Origin of the sequence: Streptococcus salivarius (genome assembly GCF_009738225.1) — a bacterium.
Lineage (GTDB): Bacteria > Bacillota > Bacilli > Lactobacillales > Streptococcaceae > Streptococcus.
The window spans coordinates 756568-773019 of record NZ_CP018187.1 but is presented as its reverse complement, the minus strand read 5'-3'; the positions used below and the strand labels follow the sequence as shown (position 1 = coordinate 773019).

Here is a 16452-nt window from a genome sequence, read left to right as displayed (position 1 = left end):
ATCCTCCACTCCTATAGTTCAGCTGACCCTAATCGCTGTTCGTTAATTCACTCAACTTCTTGATAAAGTCAGGAAGTTCAAGCTTGGGCAGGGTAGATTTTTTATTTCCTGACTTCCAAAATATCCAGAGTAACTGGTTGAAACCGTCTTGCAAGACCTTCTTTTGTTGGTCAGTAAGATTGCCAAATTCTTGCAACAACTGACCTAACTTAGGGAGAGTTTTGATACTAATATCGTCTAGACTCTCAATTCCTGAATCAAGGATGGTATCAAAAACCAAATCGCAAACTTGCTTGAGTTCTTGATTGGGCAAGGTCTCAATCCACTCTTGGAAGGTTTCTTCCAAACGTTGACTCAACTCTGTTGGCTGGTCCTCATAAACAAAATCATTTGCCACTAAATCAACCTCCCAAGTCAAGGCGTTATGTTGAGCAAATCCAATGCCTTCTGCTGCGACTAGCTGGGCGGGCCTATCCCAATAGAGCATAACCCCCACAACAGAATCTTGAGGTCTAATAACTGTCATCCTGGCTTTTAACTCTTGGTAAGAAGGCTTCTCTAAGAGGGACTTCATCAAGCCTGGTGAATCCAGGAGCAAGAGCTCTGCTATTTGCTCGCGTAGAGCAGTCGAGCCTTGAACAGCCGAATAGAGGGCAAGATTACCACCCTTGGAATGTCCAGAAACAGCGATATAGCCACTGAGTTTTGGCAAGTGCTCAGACAGAAAGGCAATAGCTGAGCGATGGGCTGGAATTTCTCTACTGTATGTCAGCTGAAAATCCTCCTTCCAGCCAATGACGCTATCATCTGTCCCACGAAAAACAATCTGCTGGTAGTCCAGTTCAGGCAGACTAAAAATCATGGCTGCAAACTGCTTTTCGACTTCCTTGTCCAAGACACTACAGTAGTCACTTAGATTAAGTCCAGCGAAACGCTTCGACCTGACCATGGCTTCAGCCAAATCTACCCGTTCCTTAGTCACCATGAAGGTATACTCAGGATTTAGCTCTTTACCCTCGGCATAGTCATGTAAATTGATGGTTTTCTGTAAATCACTTGCTGTGATGCATTTTTCATAAGTCAGGTAGCCAATTTCATTGATACAAACCTTATCCAAGATATTGAGAGGCTCTTGATCAAAGGTAAGTTCCTTTACCTTTTCAAGATAATCGATTAGATTGGACATAGTAATCTCCTTGAAGTCTTTCTTACTTTGATTTTACTAGAATTTTCAAAAAATTGTTAGTGAAAAATGTGATATGATAAGGGAGATTATTTATTAGGAAAAGGAAGCTTATGACTATTTCACGATTTTACCGTATTTTACTAGCTCTTTGTGGATTGGTAGGAGTCTCTATCCAAATCCATGATGATGGTTGGGGCATGTTGCTCTACTACACCGTTTTGTCCAATATCCTCGTCTTTTCTAGTTTGATTTTCTTTATCATCTATGACTTCAAAAAAGGGGATGCGACAACTAACACAAAACTCTTGCGTTACAAGGGTGGCGTAACCATGGCCATCCTCATCACTGGAGTCATCTATCACATCCTCTTGGCTCCTATTACAGAACCTGAGAAATTCTGGACCCTCCGCAATTTCTTGGTTCACTATATTGTCCCTTGGGGATTGGTGCTTGATACCCTCATTTTCGATGCTAAGAAAGCCTACCGTCTCCGTGAACCAATTTACTGGTCAGTGGTCCCTCTGTCTTACTTTGCCTTTGCCCTTCTAAATGGCTTGGTTCTAAAACTCCCAATCCCAGGTGCCAAAGATAGCCCCTTCGCCTACTTCTTTATCAATGTCAATAAATTTGGCTGGAACAAGGTCTTGGTAAATGTCCTAGTCATCAGTGCCGGGTATATCGCTGTTGGCTATCTCTTATACCTCTTGAAAAAATTTATCGGTCGTAAACCAGCATAAAACACAAACTGAGCCCCAAAAGGAACTCAGTTTTTTCTATTTCAACAAGCCTAATTTATCAAAAGCCTTATAGAGACCATCAGCTTCAACATCGTCTGTGATTAGGTCTGCCATAGCTAAGATTTCCGGCCCACCATTTCCCATGGCAACCCCAACCTCACAGTATTCCAACATAGGGATATCAATCTTGGCATCACCAAAAGCAATGGTGTTCGAACGCTCAGCCCCCAAATATTCCAAAAGGACATCGATGGCATGGGCCTTGTTAATATCCTTAACACCTAGATCACCAAATAGGGCCGTTTCACCTCGCCCTCCCCAAGTATGGGCTTCAAGCTGTGGAAAAGCTTCTTTTGAATCTAGATGGTCCTGATAGGATTCTAAAACGAAACTGACCTTGTTTAGGTCATCACGGTAGAGTTCCCCACCATACTGAAGGCCATGAAGAAAATCTTCTGGTTCCTTACCAGCGACAGACTCTTCTGACTGCCCCTTTTGAATAGCGTAAGTCTTAAGTGTCTCACGTGCCCGCTCCCGAAAATCCGGACTAGCAAATAGACCATTATTGCTCTCAAGATAAAAAGCTAGATGACGTTGGGTCAACCAATCCACAATCTTAGCCGCATCTTCCTTAGAAATCAGCTCATGCATAAGGACCTGTCCATGATGCTCCACATAAGAGCCATTACCACCAATCATCCCATCCAAGCCAATTTCCCATAATTCTGGCTGCATTTCTGCCTTGCTACGACCAGTACAAACATAGACCAGATGGCCCTTTTCACGGGCCTGACGAATAGCCTTTACTGCTGATTCTGGAATGCGGTTATGATAATCCACCAAGGTCCCATCAACATCTAGAAAAATAAGTTTTGACATGTTTTCACCTCGAGTCTTCTTTTACTTTATTATACCCTGATAATGCTACAAGAGATACTACTATCCTTGGACAAACTGATACTATCCTACGATAGTATTGTCTCCAATCCAATGCATTGCCATTTTGCATGAAAGAAGCTATGATGAAAGTATGAATGATTTAAAAACACTACTGAATCACCTGCCCTATAAATTAGCAGCCTATGATGCCCAAGGAAACTTTCTCTATGACAATGGTGGCGCTGACGGTAGTTTCTTCCCCCGTGAGTCTGAAAATCTGCCTGATTGGATCATGTCTGAAGTGCTAGCCTCTCCTACCAAAGAAAGAAGTTATCAGATTCCAACAGACAGTTTTGATCAAGTCCTCATTCAAACCTACCAAGCTGCTATAGACAAAGATGGAAATGTCTTGGGATTTTGGGAGACCATCTATGATTTGAAGCAGCCTCTCAAAACCTATCTAGATAACTCTGCTCAAGCTCTTGTAGCCTGGTCGGATGCCACTAGTGGCGCTAGTTTCAAGGAGGAAACTGACTTTTAAGCTAAATTTTTTGCTTTAATAAATGAAAAATTCACTTAATTCAAGACTAGCTCAAAACACCCTTATTCATAAAATGTGCCTAAGTCAGCACTACAAAGGCTTTTTGAACATCAGTCACTTTAATATCTCTCACAGAATTTACAAACACTCTATTTTGCATTTTTGCGCTATTTAAGGTAGAATGGGAGTAATGAGAAAAAGAATAAAACCGATCGTTGTTTACGTGGTTCTAGCTCTTTTAGGATTAGCATTAGTTATTGCAAATATTCACAATACGTCCAAACAGCAGGCGCATCTCCAAAACGTGAAATCTGCTCTTCCTTATGCTACTACACCAAAAACAACAACCAGTAGTACATCTAGCAGTTCTGACGAGGAGCTGATACTCAATCCCATTATCGACCTTTCGGGGTGGCAACTACCTCAGGATATCGATTACGATGTCTTGTCAAATCATATTTCTGGTGCTATTATCCGCGTCTTCGGTGGATCACAGATTAGTAAGGATAGCAATGCCGCTAGTTCGAATGGGGTCGACAAATCTTTTAAAACACATATCAAAGAACTCAAAAAACGTGACGTTCCAGTTGCCGTCTATTCCTACGCTCAAGGTACTTCTGTTAAAGAGATGAAGGAAGAAGCTCGTATTTTCTACAAAAATGCTTCTCCATACAAACCTACTTATTACTGGATCGACGTTGAAGAAGAAACCATGTCCAACATGGAGCAAGGTGTCCAAGCCTTTCTCGCTGAGCTCAAACGTCTAGGAGCTGAAAACGTTGGTCTCTATATTGGTGCTTATTTCATGCTTGAGCAAGAAGTTTCAACTAAAAACTTTGATGCTGTTTGGATTCCAGCCTACGGTACCGATTCTGGTTATTATGAGGCTCTACCAAATACTGAAATCGACTATGACCTTCACCAGTATACGTCACAAGGAAGCCTGCCTGGTTTCGATAATATCCTAGATCTTAACCAAATCAATCCTGAGAAAAACAAACGTAAAACCTTTGAAAAACTCTTTGGTAGGATTAAGCAAAAACCAACTAAAAATAAGAAGACTACTTCGACAAGTTCATCTAGTAGTCAGTAAAAACCAGTGTCTAAGGCACTGGTTTTCTTCTTGTCAAATTGGCTTAGGCGTGCTCGGATGAATGTGTTATAATGGATGGTAGAAATGTATAACTTTAAAAGGAGATATGACAATGGCTAAGAAAGGCAAAGTCAAGAAGACCTTGGTTGACCAAATTCTTGATAAAGCTAATATTGACCATGATAGCTTATCCTTCAATGGTTTAGAAGGGGAGCTTCCAGAAGATGTGGCGCGTGAGAGCATTTATAAAACCCTTGCCCTTAAGGGAGATAAGACAGGACCAGTCATCGGCATCGTCCCTATCACCGAACACCTGTCTGAAAAGAAATTAGCTAAAATTTCAGGGAACAAGAAGGTTCAAATGATTCCACAAAAGGATCTCCAAAAAACAACTGGCTATGTTCACGGAGCTAACAACCCAGTGGGAATTCGCCAAAAGCACAATTTCCCTATTTATATCGATCAATCCGCCCAAGAAGCTGGCTTCCTTATTGTCTCAGCGGGAGAAATTGGGCGTTCTATCCGTATCAATAGTCAAAATCTTGCTGATTTTGTTAATGCTGAATTTGCTGATATTAAGGAGTAATCATGAAACTGTATTTTGTACGTCACGGTAAAACTGAGTGGAACTTGGAAGGCCGACTTCAAGGCGCCAAGGGAGACTCGCCTTTGCTTAAAGAATCTATCGAACAAGTACGAGAGTTAGGTCACTATCTCAGTGACACACATTTTGACTTAATCTTCTCAAGTGACCTACCACGTGCTAAAAAAACCACTGAACTCATCATGGAGTCTCAAAAGCCTAAAGCTAAAGTTACCTACACTAAAGCTCTGCGTGAATGGCAACTTGGTAAACTGGAAGGGCAAAAAATTGCACTCGTTCAGGCCATCTATCCAAAAGAAATGGATGCCTTCCGTCATAACCTAGCCAACTTCCGTGCTAATGACTTCCAAGCTGAGTCTGTCTACCAGACAACCAAACGTGTGGCCGAATTTATTAAAACACTTAAAGATAGTGATGCTAAAAATGTCCTCATCGTTGGTCACGGAGCTAACTTAACGGCTTCTATCCGTACCCTCCTTGGTTTTGAACCTGGTCTTCTTCGTAAGGCAGGAGGTCTTGACAATGCTTCTGTCACTATTCTCGAAACCAATGATTTCGAGCACTTCACTCTTAAATGTTGGAATGATACGTCCTATATGGATGAACAAAACAAGATCAGCTAAATCAGCGACTGACTTCATAAGACAAGCGATCCTGAACAAGGGTCGCTTTTTAGCAGTCAAAAAGCCCCTAAATCTATTACTTTAAGAGCTTCACTTTCATTATTTCCAACTCGGTTCCTCTGGCAAACGGTCTAATTCAACACCAAATCCTCGAGCCAAATCATCTAATTCCTTTTCGAAAACATCTAGTTCCTGTAAGACAAGATCATACTGTCCTTCAGACAATAAACGCTTAAAACGAAGACCACGACTCAAAACAAATTCCATATCTATTTTGACAGTTCTATGGACATGTTCCCAATAGTTGTTAGCAAACTCTCTTTGCTTTTCTTCTGCATTAAGGTGGTCTGATAATGCATTATAGGAATCCCAGGCAAGGCACTTCATCTGCTCTGCATCTCTAACACCTTCAAAGAGATCGTCACGTTTAGCTTCGAGTGCTTCTACCTCTTTTCTCAATGCATCACGCTCAGCACTTAGTGCTTCAATATCATGTTTTAAGTTGTTGATTTCTACCATTTTCAAACTCCTTATCTCACGTTCTAGACAATAAAACGGCCATACGAGGCCGCTCTATTATCTTCCATATTTCATACGAAGGATTTTTTCCTGGTTCGCATTCAAACGAAGAAGGATAACCACTTTATCAATACTCATATTGCTCTCAAGAAGACGTTCAGCCGCCATCATAAGACCATTATTGATACCTAGTTGAAGGACTGGATTTTCATTATCATTGATATCAAAGATATATTTGTTATTTGGAAGATCGAAAAGGACTTTTACCGCTCCAAAGAGTTGCTCAAAATTGTCGATTTCCAAGTCGAAGACTGGCTTAGTACCTGGTTTGAGGCTACGTCCACGGTGGTTAAACCACATAGAATGCCAGCCACCATTGAAGGCACCCATGACATCATTGTCATAAGAATCTCCAACGTAGAGCGTCGTCGATGGATTCATATCAAATTGCTCAGCAGCGAGGTTGAAGATTTCCTTCTCAGGCTTTTGGAAACCTGTCGCCTGACTGACGATGACACGCTTAGGGTCCACATAATCATAAAGTCCCAACTTTTTGACCTTCTTAAGTTGGTGCTCTGTTGGTCCATTGGTAATAATACCCATAGGAACATTTTTTTCCTTGAGGAAATCAAGGGTCATGCGCATCTCATCAAGCATGGTGATATTTTCCAACTCATGCTCGTAAACCTCTTGGAAATGGTTACCCGTTTCTTCATCAATTTCACGGTAGCCAAACTCCAAAAGTGTCTCTTTACAGCGCCAAAAACGGAAATACTCAGTTGTCCACTCACCGGCCATTACACGTGGAAAACCAACATCAGAATAGTGGCGGAAACGAATGTAGGCTTGATTCATGTGGCTCATATCAAAGTCAGGGAAGCATTTTTCCATGGCAATACGATAAGGTGCCTGTTGGTCATAAATAGTATCGTCAACGTCAAAAACAATAGAAGTAATCATCTGTCCGTTCTTTCTTATATCATTCTCTTGTCAGAGACTTAAATAAATTAGGAAACTAACAACTAAACTACTACATGAGTCAGCTCCTAAGTTTATCTTCAGTCTTGCAAAAGTAAGCTTTTAGTCAACTGTCTAGGGCAATCTTACTCGTCTGTTTTTTAACTAAGATGCAATTGCCCAAACAGTCTTATTATACCGTTTTTACCCTTTCTTTTCAATTTTCGACCCCACTTAAGAAAAAATTATTCGTGTTTTGAAGATAGAAAAAGGTTTGGAACATTTTGTCCCAAACCTAATGCATCTTGTCATATTTAGACGCTTATTTAATTTCTTTGAAGGTCATTTTTTGTTTGACTTCACCCTGACCACCTTTGGCAATCTGGTAATAGAAATCTTTTGATGTGAAGTGGTCGCCATAAGCAAAGACCTTGTTGTACTGCCATTGTGACAATTGATCATCCTCTTTTTTACCAAGAGTCAATGTTGTTTTTGTCACACTGTATTCCCACTTAGCTGTTTGGTCATTATAGGCCTTGTCAAAATCAGTCTGACTCTTAGCAGCATTAACCACTGTCGTACGATCTTGACTCACAAGCGCCTTGTTCCCACCTTCTTGGAAGGCTACATACATGACACGATTATTGACCTCACCGTTTAGAGTACTTGAGTATTGGTAAACCTTACCAGGTACAACACTATCTAAATGGTGTGTTCCCCAGTAATAAAAAGCACCAAATCCAGCTCCCGTAACCAAGAGACAAGCAAGAACAACACTAATAATGATATTTCTCTTTGACATGTCTTGCCCCTCTCTATTCGTCACCAGTTAGGTCAGAGAAAGTTGCCTCTGAGTCTGTTTCAGTGTGGCTTGAAGAACTTGATGATGAGCGTTCAAGGCTTGATGAGCTTGAACTCATGCGTGTTTCTGTTTGAGAATCATCACTTGATGAAGCCTTAGATTCAGATGATTTTTCAGTGCTTGATGATGAACTTTCTTTTTCCTTGTAAACATCAACATTGAAAGCCCACTTATCACCTTTATAACTTACCTGAATTTGAGCATATTTTGCTTTAATAAGATCTGACATCTTACTATCACTGTTAAGAGCATCGTAAATCTTTTGAGCGAGAGCTTTGGCATTGGCTTCCGTTTTGGCACCATCTTTAGGTCCATCTACAATGTCTTTAGACTTAGGTGTTTCACCTTGTAGGTAAAGAGCTGTGCTTTCAGTGTCCTTCTTATATTCAACATTTTTACCATTCTTATCATCTGCATGTAAGAAGAAAGTCCATGCAGGACTACCTGAGCGTTTTTGTTGATATACTTGTTCGAATTCACTTTGAACCTTGTCTTGGAAAGCATCATCAGTCAATTCTTTTTCCTTAGAACTTTCTGTACTTGCTTTACTTTCACTACTGCTTGCTGTTGAGCTTGATGCAGAAGATGATGATCCACTTGTTGAACTTGATGAAGCATCTTTAGATTCTGATGATGACGAAGATGAGTCCTTGCTATCTTTAGACTCTTTAGTATCTTTGTCTTTATCGTTATTATTATTAGTCGTATTATTTGAGAATGAAACGCTATTGTCAGAATTATCTGGAGCGTAAATCACTGTATTCTTAGAATGGTCATCAGAGACAAAAGTGCTATTATTGATAATCACTCGGTTGTTATCACCGTAGTAGTTGTTGATAACAATCTTAGAATGTGCACAACGGTAACCATTACCAGTCACATGGTAACCTGCTGGAACATCACCATCACGTTTCAAGATGAGGACATCACCTGCAAAGATAAGATCAATATTCTGAATATTATTATCGTAGGCTAATTTTTCAATAGAAATTCCAGTCGCTTGAGAGATTCCCCACAAGGTATCTCCCCATTGAATCACGTACTGTTGACCATCTAACTGCTGTGGATTGATATTCTGAGTTGTCAAATTATTTGTAATTTGTTCAGGTGTGCTGGCAATCCAGTTTGTAATATCAGCAGCGTGAGCACTCGTTTGATTTTGATAAAAGCTATCTGCTAACACAGATACCGTAGGCATCCCAATAGGTGCTAGTAAAGCGCCAAGCATCACGGCTTTACTAACATAATTTTTCTTTTTCATCGTATTTCCTCCTTATATCATACGAAACTTACTTTGCTATTGTACACCCTTTTTATTATATTTGTCAATAAATTCTATAACTTTCTAATCAAAGATTAATGCTAGTTAACGATTTGTCCTAAAAATAGACAAATCCTAGCTTTATTTATCTGACATTTAATCATTTGTCCTATCTTTAGAAGGTGATTTATGATACAATAATTACGACTATTTTATGGAGGACTAACATGTCAAATCAACACATGGAAGAATTAAACGATCAACAGATTGTCCGTCGTGAAAAAATGGCGGCCTTGGCTGAACAAGGAATCGATCCTTTTGGTAAGCGATTCGAACGCACAGCTACATCTGGTCAATTAAAAGAAAAATACGCTGACAAAACAAAAGAAGAATTGCACGAAATCAACGAAACTGCTACAATCGCAGGTCGTTTGATGACTAAACGTGGTAAAGGTAAAGTTGGCTTCGCACACATCCAAGACCGCGATGGTCAAATCCAAATCTACGTACGTAAAGATGCTGTCGGTGAAGAAAACTACGACATCTTCAAGAAAGCTGACCTTGGTGACTTCCTCGGCGTCGAAGGTGAAGTTATGCGTACAGATATGGGAGAACTTTCTATCAAGGCTACTCATATCACGCACTTGTCTAAAGCCCTTCGCCCATTGCCTGAGAAATTCCACGGACTTTCAGACGTTGAAACCATCTACCGTAAACGTTACCTCGATTTGATTTCTAACCGTGAAAGCTTTGACCGCTTTGTCACACGTTCAAAAATCATTTCTGAAATCCGTCGCTACCTCGATGCTCAAGGTTTCCTTGAAGTCGAAACACCTGTTCTTCACAATGAAGCTGGTGGTGCTGCTGCTAAGCCTTTCATCACTCACCACAATGCACAAAACATCGACATGGTACTTCGTATCGCGACTGAGCTCCACCTCAAACGTCTCATTGTTGGTGGTATGGAGCGTGTTTACGAAATCGGACGTATCTTCCGTAACGAAGGTATGGATGCCACTCACAACCCTGAGTTCACATCTATCGAAGTTTACCAAGCTTACGCTGACTTCCACGATATCATGAACTTGACTGAAGGTATCATCCAACACGCTGCTAAAGCGGTTAAAGGTGATGGACCTATCAACTACCAAGGAACTGAAATCAAGATCAACGAACCATTCAAACGCATCCACATGGTTGATGCAATCAAGGAAATCACTGGCGTTGACTTCTGGCAAGACATGACTTTGGACGAAGCCAAAGCTATCGCCGCTGAAAAGAATGTTCCAGTTGAAAAACACTACACTGAAGTTGGTCATATCATCAACGCCTTCTTCGAAGAATTCGTTGAAGAAACCTTAATTCAACCAACATTCGTTTACGGTCACCCAGTTGCTGTGTCTCCATTGGCTAAGAAAAACCCAGAAGACCCACGCTTCACTGACCGTTTCGAGCTCTTCATCATGACAAAAGAGTACGGAAATGCCTTCACCGAATTGAACGACCCAATCGATCAATTGTCACGATTCGAAGCACAAGCTGCTGCTAAAGAACTCGGTGACGACGAAGCAACAGGCATCGACTACGACTACGTTGAAGCCCTCGAATACGGTATGCCACCAACAGGTGGACTCGGAATCGGTATCGACCGTCTCTGCATGCTTCTCACTGACACAACAACCATCCGTGATGTCTTGTTGTTCCCAACGATGAAATAAAAAGTGATATCCCATTAGTCAAATAATGGGATATTTTTATATGAGGTATAAACGTGTTCAAAAAATTACAATCCCTATTTAAGAAAAAATCAAGTGTGGGTGAACAGGCTGATACAAAAATAGAAGAAAGCCAAGTAGACTTTCTCATAGACCGCACAGATTATTTCTTCGATCACGCACTTGTATTTTATTGTGAAGAAAACGATATCCCTTCAGAAAAACTAAGCCAATCAGATATGCAAGAGATTAGTAAAAGAGCTGCTTTTCATCTCAGTATCTTCGTAGCTTGGTTAGCAAAACATGATTTTCTGAATCCCCAAAGCGATGGATTTAACCTTGAGGATGCACAAAAACTCAAGAATGAAACGATTACGGGTACAGACTATCTCTTTAAACATCTTGATGAAAAACTCTATTCATCTGATATTAGTGACACACTCCTCCCCTTCATCTCTGATTTTTATGAAGATTATATGGATTTTTGTTATACAGTCTTGGTTGATGATGTTGCTAGAACTGAATTTGACTGGAAAATCTATCACTTGGTTGAAGATGATATCGACGAGATGTTCAGTCAATATAAGAACATCAAATAATATGAAAAACGCTTCTCTCATCTCGAGAGAAGCATTTTCTTATTTCCAAAATTTTGCTTTTGAAGCTGTGACCCAAGCTGATAGACAAGCTAGGGCTACTACTGCATAGATAGCGTATTGTTTCGCAGGATAAAGCCAGGCTTTGTTTTCTTCATGCCAGCGAGACTTCCAGAGGCCGATGTAATCGCCCGTCATTCCAGGATTTTTAAGGCGCTCCATGTAGTTGGCAGGTAGGTTATCTGGCTGATTCATCTGCACGTTAACGATAAAGATAACCAAAGCAACTGCGATGACAACTAGGAGTGTCAGGGTAATCTTTTTCTTAGCTGTTAGTTGTAATGTTTTCAATTATTTTTCTCCCTCATCTATGAAATCATCTACTCTTATAGTTTAATATAAAAAGTCAATTCTGAAAAGTCGTCTATGACATCAATGTAAGATAGGTCAATACCTTTCAAAACCTTGCACATCATCCTCATAGTGTTATAATAAAATTGTCGGTCTGTCTAGAAATAATGCAACTTTTAGGCAGAATGACTTAGAAAGAGGTGTTTATGACATCTTCAAAAAAGGTTTCCCTTTCTGAGGTAAACCAATCAATAGATACACCAAATAATAATCGTTTTTGGCAAAATCTTAAGGCTTTCTTGGGACCTGGGGCTCTCGTGGCCGTGGGTTACATGGATCCAGGAAACTGGATTACCAGTGTCGTCGGTGGGGCGACCTACAAGTATAGTCTTCTTTTTGTCATCTTAATTTCATCTTTAATCGCTATGCAGTTGCAACAAATGGCTGGAAAGTTAGGGATTGTGACTCAAATGGACCTGGCCCAAGCGACGGCCTACCACTCGCCCAAATGGTTGCGATACACGCTTTGGGTGATTCTGGAGCTTGCCTTAATGGCGACGGACTTAGCCGAGGTGCTTGGTTCTGCCATCGCACTGAACCTGCTCTTTGGTATTCCAATTATGGTTGCCATTCTGGTGACAGTCCTAGATGTTTTCCTACTCCTACTCATCATGAAGCTTGGATTCAAGAAAATCGAGGCTATTGTTTCAACCTTGATTTTGACCATCTTGGTTATCTTTGTCTACCTGGTAGCCTTGTCTGAGCCTAGTATTACGGGAATCCTCGAGGGTTATCTCCCTACGCCAGCGCTCTTTGAGCCACATGCTGCTGGGCACACCAACCAGTTGACTTTGGCACTTGGGATTGTAGGTGCAACCGTTATGCCACATAACCTCTACTTGCACTCATCCTTGTCACAGACTCGTAAGGTTGACTATTCAGATGGTAAAGACGTGACAAAGGCTGTCCGTTTCATGACCTGGGACTCAAACATTCAGTTGACTTTGGCCTTTGTGGTTAACTCCCTCCTCTTGATTTTGGGAGCAGCTCTCTTCTTTGGTCACGCTTCTGATATTTCAGCCTTCTCACAAATGTACAATGCTCTTCAGGACTCTAAGATTGCTGGTGCGGTTGCTAGTTCAACACTCTCAACCCTCTTTGCCTTGGCACTCTTGGCTAGTGGTCAAAACTCTACCATTACTGGTACCCTAACTGGTCAGATTGTCATGGAAGGTTTCCTCCACATGAGGTTACCACAGTGGGTAATTCGTTTGTTCACACGTCTCTTCGCCTTGCTACCTGTTATCATTGTAGCCATTCTCTACGGCGATCAAGAAAAGACACTGGATCAACTCTTGGTTTATTCACAAGTATTCCTTTCAATTGCCTTGCCATTCTCAATTTTCCCTTTGATTTACTATACTTCAAAAAAATCACTCATGGGGAAACACGTCAATGCCAAGTGGAATACCTTCCTTGGTTATGCCATCGCCATTGTCCTAACCATTCTCAATCTCAAACTTATCTTTGATACGTTTTAAACAAAAAAATAAGGCCAGCGCCATGCTGACCTTGTTTTAGTTTTTGAAGGCGTCAACGAGAACTTGGAATTCTTCGTTGCTGAGGGTAATCCCCTTGCCCATCTTGGTATGGTCTGGACTCCATGTACGGATGTCATATTTAGCTGGTGCGCCATTAAAGCTCACACGATTGAGTTCCTTAGTCCAACCCTTGTCATTCTCAGACAAGACCAAAAGTTTTTCTTCAATTTCAAATGAAAATTCTGCCATTTGCTTACCTCCACTAGCTTTATTCGTTTTTTCTATGAAAAATTGTGTGATTTGAAAGAAAGTTATCCACAAAAAATCACCTTTCATGCTATAATTATTTTAACAAGAAACGAGGGAAATGACCATGATAAACTTTTTAGAAGCGGTAAAGCATCAGCTTCATCACTTTGTGGAAACAGGTCACAGCAAACCTGTCCACCTAATGCAAAATCAGCTTATCAATGATATCTATCATGCTATTGATCATAACCAAATGGTCATGCTGACATCCAATCAGAAGACCTATAAGGGCTACATCAACCGTTATGACAGGGAGCGACAAGCCATCTTTATCGAGCAAGATAAAATCATCAGCATGATTGAACTTAAAGAAATCAAACGTCTAAAAATCATATCACAACGAGGTTAAGTTTATCAGTTAACCTCGTTTTATTATTAGGTTGACTATTTCAAAATCACTTGCTATAATAAGTTAACTATTTGTTTAGGAAAGGTTAACTAAAAATGACACAAAATCGTACACTGTCGCTTATTCTTCCAGCTTTTGGTGCTGCCATCATTGCCGCACTGGCTCAAATTGTTATTCCTATCGGTGCAGTTCCTATTACTCTGCAAACTTTTGCTGTCGGACTTGTTGCTGCCATCCTTAAGCCAAGAGAGGCAACTCTTGCCGCTACCCTCTACCTTATCCTAGGTGCCATTGGTCTACCGGTTTTTGCAGGTGGAGGCGGGGGGCTCCAAGCCTTCTTTGGTCCTTCAGCTGGCTATCTGCTTGCCTACCCATTTTTTGCACTTGTCACATCTGCACTGGCTCATGCTAAGACTCCTATTTGGAAGATCTTTTTGGCTTTTGTTTTAGGAGATGCACTTGTCTTTGTCGGTGGTATCCTTAGCCTGCATTTTCTTGGAAAGATGGGATGGTCTGCAGCTGTAGCAGTCGGTTTGACACCCTTTATCATCCCAGACCTTTTAAAAGGTCTGATTGTCGCTTTGGTGACTAAGCCAGTTTTAAAAGCACTAAAAAATCATAGCTACTTTAACTAAAAAAAGATTGAAGACTTTGTTCGTGGGAACAGAATCTTCAATCTTTTTATTTTTCAAAATAAATATCATAGTGCTTTGAACAAGCTGGGTTGAAGGCACTATGACAATTGGGACAGGCTACTGCCTCTTGATATTCCTCAATAGTCATCTCATGCCGACAAACGCCACAAATAAGGACCTTGTCCTGTTTCAACTGACAGGGATAAGCTCGAAAGCTATGTTCCTCCAAGCTATCATGACACTGATAACAGGCATAATACTTCAGACACTCAAAGCATTTTAAGGCAACAATATCTAGTGTGGAATGGTAGTGCTGGCACCTACTCTGGTCATCTACCAGGAGGCCATTGATTTGTCTTGTCATTAGGCACGAACAGTTTTACTTGAACCATCTTTTTGGTAGAGGTTAATCAAACCTTCTTTAGTTGAACGAATCATATCACCAGGTTTAACTTCTTGTGGCACGGTAATTGTAAGAAGTTCCATTGGGTTTGGTGCACGGTCAATTTTGTTACCATTGGCATCGTGAAGGTCTTTGATATCACACTCGAAATGACGGAAGCCTGGTCCGTAGAATTCAACGTGGTCACCTTCGAGGATAACGTTACGTTGACGGATTGTAGCTGTCATAGTTGCCGGGTCAAAGTCTACGACTTCACCAACGAATTTGTATTGTGGAATCTTACGACGGGCACCAAAGAGTTGTTCATTTTCTGTTGGTGTCTTGTAGTAGAAACCTGTTGCCAATTCACGTTGGGCAACTTTCCAGAGTTCGTTAATCAAATCATCTTTGATGGCATAAAAGGCTTCTGCACTTTCCATGTAAGCGTCACAGGCAGCCTTGTAACAGTTGGCAACTGTTGATACGTAGTGGACAGATTTCATACGACCTTCGATTTTAAGGCTGTCAACACCATTATCGATAAGGTCTGGGATATTTTCAATCATACACATGTCAACGGCTGACATTGAGTATTCTTCAGGAACTTCACCGTGGATACTCTTTCGCTCTTGGCCGAATGGCATGTCGTAAAGATCATATTTCCAACGACATGACTGTGAGCAACCACCACGGTTGGCATCACGGTCTGACATGTGGTTAGAAAGGGTACAGCGACCTGAGTATGAGATACACATAGCACCATGGACAAAGGCCTCAATTTCAAGGTCCGTACGTTTACGGATTTCAGCCAATTCCTCCATAGTTACCTCACGTGCCAAAACAACACGGGTCAAGCCATACTGTTTCCAAAAATGGAAGGTTTCAACGTTTGTCGCAGATGCTTGCGTTGACAAGTGGATATTAAGTCCTGGAGCGTAGGTTGAACAGATTTCAATCAAGGCTGGATCTGATACGATAACGGCATCGAGTCCCATATCACGCAATTCACGGAACCACTCACCAGCTCCCTTTTCATTTCCTTCATGGGTAACCATGTTTGAAGCGACGTGCACATCAACACCACGTGCGTGAGCGTATTCGATACCTTCACGAAGCTCATCCATGGTAAAGTTTCCGGCACGGCTACGCAAACCATAGGCTTGTCCACCAACGAAAACAGCATCTGCGCCGTAATTTACAGCGACTTTCAATTTTTCCAAAGTCCCAGCAGGTACCAAAACCTCTGGGCGTTTTTTAGTTGTAGTCATAATTTCTCCAATTTGCAAGATTGTCGATTTTTGTTTTTAGAAGT

Annotated in this window: 20 protein-coding genes; 10 read left to right on the top strand and 10 right to left on the bottom strand. The window is 41.1% G+C overall.

Annotated elements, in window-relative coordinates; translation table 11 throughout:
* Positions 1 to 28 precede the first annotated feature (28 nt).
* A complete protein-coding gene (locus BSR19_RS04005; RefSeq protein ID WP_156246613.1) occupies positions 29 to 1186 on the bottom strand; it encodes an Mbeg1-like protein in 1158 nt (385 codons plus the stop codon).
* A 110-nt stretch (positions 1187 to 1296) separates the two neighbouring features.
* On the opposite strand from BSR19_RS04005, the gene BSR19_RS04000 reads away from it, so the two are divergent.
* Positions 1297 to 1923 carry a Pr6Pr family membrane protein gene (locus tag BSR19_RS04000; RefSeq protein WP_002890606.1) on the top strand — a complete coding sequence of 209 codons (627 nt, stop codon included), beginning with the start codon at positions 1297 to 1299 and terminating at the stop codon, positions 1921 to 1923.
* Positions 1924 to 1959: 36 nt separating this feature from the next.
* Here BSR19_RS04000 and BSR19_RS03995 read toward each other — a convergent pair whose 3' ends face one another.
* A complete protein-coding gene (locus BSR19_RS03995) occupies positions 1960 to 2802 on the bottom strand; it encodes an HAD family hydrolase (RefSeq protein WP_156246612.1) in 843 nt (280 codons plus the stop codon).
* Between the two features lie 151 nt (positions 2803 to 2953).
* Here BSR19_RS03995 and BSR19_RS03990 point away from each other — a divergent pair, with 151 nt between their 5' ends.
* The 4 genes from BSR19_RS03990 (at position 2954) to BSR19_RS03975 (ending at position 5663) form a co-directional block, all read left to right on the top strand.
* On the top strand, positions 2954 to 3343 hold the full coding sequence (locus BSR19_RS03990) for a hypothetical protein (RefSeq protein ID WP_061652211.1): 390 nt from the start codon (positions 2954 to 2956) through the stop codon (positions 3341 to 3343).
* 190 nt (positions 3344 to 3533) lie between these two features.
* Entirely contained in the window at positions 3534 to 4436 is a 903-nt protein-coding gene (locus BSR19_RS03985; protein WP_156246611.1) for a glycoside hydrolase family 25 protein, read from the top strand.
* A gap of 112 nt (positions 4437 to 4548) precedes the next feature.
* Positions 4549 to 5022 carry an aminoacyl-tRNA deacylase gene (locus tag BSR19_RS03980; protein WP_021144404.1) on the top strand — a complete coding sequence of 158 codons (474 nt, stop codon included), beginning with the start codon at positions 4549 to 4551 and terminating at the stop codon, positions 5020 to 5022.
* A 2-nt stretch (positions 5023 to 5024) separates the two neighbouring features.
* Entirely contained in the window at positions 5025 to 5663 is a 639-nt protein-coding gene (locus BSR19_RS03975; RefSeq protein ID WP_049545946.1) for a histidine phosphatase family protein, read from the top strand.
* Positions 5664 to 5762: 99 nt separating this feature from the next.
* Here BSR19_RS03975 and BSR19_RS03970 read toward each other — a convergent pair whose 3' ends face one another.
* The 4 genes from BSR19_RS03970 to BSR19_RS03955 all read right to left on the bottom strand — a co-directional run bounded on the left by BSR19_RS03970 (position 5763) and on the right by BSR19_RS03955 (position 9262).
* Positions 5763 to 6182 (bottom strand): hypothetical protein, encoded by a 420-nt coding sequence (locus tag BSR19_RS03970; protein ID WP_156246610.1) that lies wholly within the window; start codon positions 6180 to 6182, stop codon positions 5763 to 5765.
* A gap of 57 nt (positions 6183 to 6239) precedes the next feature.
* A complete protein-coding gene (locus BSR19_RS03965) occupies positions 6240 to 7142 on the bottom strand; it encodes an HAD family hydrolase (RefSeq protein WP_037600396.1) in 903 nt (300 codons plus the stop codon).
* Positions 7143 to 7461: 319 nt separating this feature from the next.
* Positions 7462 to 7941, bottom strand: coding sequence for a hypothetical protein (locus tag BSR19_RS03960; protein ID WP_002885961.1), 480 nt, complete (start codon positions 7939 to 7941; stop codon positions 7462 to 7464).
* Between the two features lie 13 nt (positions 7942 to 7954).
* The gene (locus BSR19_RS03955) at positions 7955 to 9262 is read right to left on the bottom strand and encodes a LysM peptidoglycan-binding domain-containing protein (RefSeq protein ID WP_155212950.1); all 1308 of its coding nucleotides are present in this window, start codon (positions 9260 to 9262) and stop codon (positions 7955 to 7957) included.
* 227 nt (positions 9263 to 9489) lie between these two features.
* Between BSR19_RS03955 and lysS the strand changes: the two genes are divergently transcribed.
* Both lysS and BSR19_RS03945 read left to right on the top strand, forming a co-directional pair.
* The gene (lysS, locus tag BSR19_RS03950; RefSeq protein ID WP_021147031.1) at positions 9490 to 10980 is read left to right on the top strand and encodes a lysine--tRNA ligase; all 1491 of its coding nucleotides are present in this window, start codon (positions 9490 to 9492) and stop codon (positions 10978 to 10980) included.
* A 53-nt stretch (positions 10981 to 11033) separates the two neighbouring features.
* Positions 11034 to 11576 carry a DUF7832 domain-containing protein gene (locus BSR19_RS03945; RefSeq protein ID WP_156246609.1) on the top strand — a complete coding sequence of 181 codons (543 nt, stop codon included), beginning with the start codon at positions 11034 to 11036 and terminating at the stop codon, positions 11574 to 11576.
* A gap of 39 nt (positions 11577 to 11615) precedes the next feature.
* Here BSR19_RS03945 and BSR19_RS03940 read toward each other — a convergent pair whose 3' ends face one another.
* A complete protein-coding gene (locus BSR19_RS03940; RefSeq protein ID WP_156246608.1) occupies positions 11616 to 11924 on the bottom strand; it encodes a hypothetical protein in 309 nt (102 codons plus the stop codon).
* Between the two features lie 206 nt (positions 11925 to 12130).
* On the opposite strand from BSR19_RS03940, the gene BSR19_RS03935 reads away from it, so the two are divergent.
* Complete coding sequence (locus BSR19_RS03935; RefSeq protein ID WP_060972771.1) at positions 12131 to 13465, top strand: Nramp family divalent metal transporter; 1335 nt, start codon at positions 12131 to 12133, stop codon at positions 13463 to 13465.
* Between the two features lie 36 nt (positions 13466 to 13501).
* On the opposite strand, the gene BSR19_RS03930 is transcribed toward BSR19_RS03935, so the two are convergent.
* The gene (locus BSR19_RS03930; RefSeq protein WP_002886106.1) at positions 13502 to 13714 is read right to left on the bottom strand and encodes a YdbC family protein; all 213 of its coding nucleotides are present in this window, start codon (positions 13712 to 13714) and stop codon (positions 13502 to 13504) included.
* 124 nt (positions 13715 to 13838) lie between these two features.
* Here BSR19_RS03930 and BSR19_RS03925 point away from each other — a divergent pair, with 124 nt between their 5' ends.
* Together BSR19_RS03925 and BSR19_RS03920 are read left to right on the top strand one after the other, a co-directional pair.
* A complete protein-coding gene (locus BSR19_RS03925; protein WP_156246607.1) occupies positions 13839 to 14123 on the top strand; it encodes a hypothetical protein in 285 nt (94 codons plus the stop codon).
* 95 nt (positions 14124 to 14218) lie between these two features.
* Positions 14219 to 14758, top strand: a complete 540-nt coding sequence (locus BSR19_RS03920) for a biotin transporter BioY (RefSeq protein ID WP_037600379.1) — start codon at positions 14219 to 14221, stop codon at positions 14756 to 14758.
* A gap of 46 nt (positions 14759 to 14804) precedes the next feature.
* Here the strand turns inward: BSR19_RS03920 and BSR19_RS03915 are convergent, their stop codons facing one another.
* Positions 14805 to 15122 (bottom strand): CHY zinc finger protein, encoded by a 318-nt coding sequence (locus tag BSR19_RS03915; protein ID WP_118171917.1) that lies wholly within the window; start codon positions 15120 to 15122, stop codon positions 14805 to 14807.
* Positions 15122 to 16408, bottom strand: a complete 1287-nt coding sequence (locus BSR19_RS03910) for a peptidase U32 family protein (protein ID WP_004182776.1) — start codon at positions 16406 to 16408, stop codon at positions 15122 to 15124. Before BSR19_RS03910 ends, BSR19_RS03915 begins: the two co-directional genes overlap by 1 nt.
* Between the last annotated feature and the right edge of the window lie 44 nt (positions 16409 to 16452).

Bases quoted from the DNA above. Each gene is read 5' to 3' on its own strand.
- BSR19_RS04005 (WP_156246613.1), bottom strand. From the start codon at position 1,186: ATGTCCAATCTAATCGATTATCTTGAAAAGGTAAAGGAACTTACCTTT.
- BSR19_RS04000 (WP_002890606.1), top strand. From the start codon at position 1,297: ATGACTATTTCACGATTTTACCGTATTTTACTAGCTCTTTGTGGATTG.
- BSR19_RS03995 (WP_156246612.1), bottom strand. From the start codon at position 2,802: ATGTCAAAACTTATTTTTCTAGATGTTGATGGGACCTTGGTGGATTAT.
- BSR19_RS03990 (WP_061652211.1), top strand. From the start codon at position 2,954: ATGAATGATTTAAAAACACTACTGAATCACCTGCCCTATAAATTAGCA.
- BSR19_RS03985 (WP_156246611.1), top strand. From the start codon at position 3,534: ATGAGAAAAAGAATAAAACCGATCGTTGTTTACGTGGTTCTAGCTCTT.
- BSR19_RS03980 (WP_021144404.1), top strand. From the start codon at position 4,549: ATGGCTAAGAAAGGCAAAGTCAAGAAGACCTTGGTTGACCAAATTCTT.
- BSR19_RS03975 (WP_049545946.1), top strand. From the start codon at position 5,025: ATGAAACTGTATTTTGTACGTCACGGTAAAACTGAGTGGAACTTGGAA.
- BSR19_RS03970 (WP_156246610.1), bottom strand. From the start codon at position 6,182: ATGGTAGAAATCAACAACTTAAAACATGATATTGAAGCACTAAGTGCT.
- BSR19_RS03965 (WP_037600396.1), bottom strand. From the start codon at position 7,142: ATGATTACTTCTATTGTTTTTGACGTTGACGATACTATTTATGACCAA.
- BSR19_RS03960 (WP_002885961.1), bottom strand. From the start codon at position 7,941: ATGTCAAAGAGAAATATCATTATTAGTGTTGTTCTTGCTTGTCTCTTG.
- BSR19_RS03955 (WP_155212950.1), bottom strand. From the start codon at position 9,262: ATGAAAAAGAAAAATTATGTTAGTAAAGCCGTGATGCTTGGCGCTTTA.
- lysS (WP_021147031.1), top strand. From the start codon at position 9,490: ATGTCAAATCAACACATGGAAGAATTAAACGATCAACAGATTGTCCGT.
- BSR19_RS03935 (WP_060972771.1), top strand. From the start codon at position 12,131: ATGACATCTTCAAAAAAGGTTTCCCTTTCTGAGGTAAACCAATCAATA.
- BSR19_RS03930 (WP_002886106.1), bottom strand. From the start codon at position 13,714: ATGGCAGAATTTTCATTTGAAATTGAAGAAAAACTTTTGGTCTTGTCT.
- BSR19_RS03925 (WP_156246607.1), top strand. From the start codon at position 13,839: ATGATAAACTTTTTAGAAGCGGTAAAGCATCAGCTTCATCACTTTGTG.
- BSR19_RS03920 (WP_037600379.1), top strand. From the start codon at position 14,219: ATGACACAAAATCGTACACTGTCGCTTATTCTTCCAGCTTTTGGTGCT.
- BSR19_RS03915 (WP_118171917.1), bottom strand. From the start codon at position 15,122: ATGACAAGACAAATCAATGGCCTCCTGGTAGATGACCAGAGTAGGTGC.
- BSR19_RS03910 (WP_004182776.1), bottom strand. From the start codon at position 16,408: ATGACTACAACTAAAAAACGCCCAGAGGTTTTGGTACCTGCTGGGACT.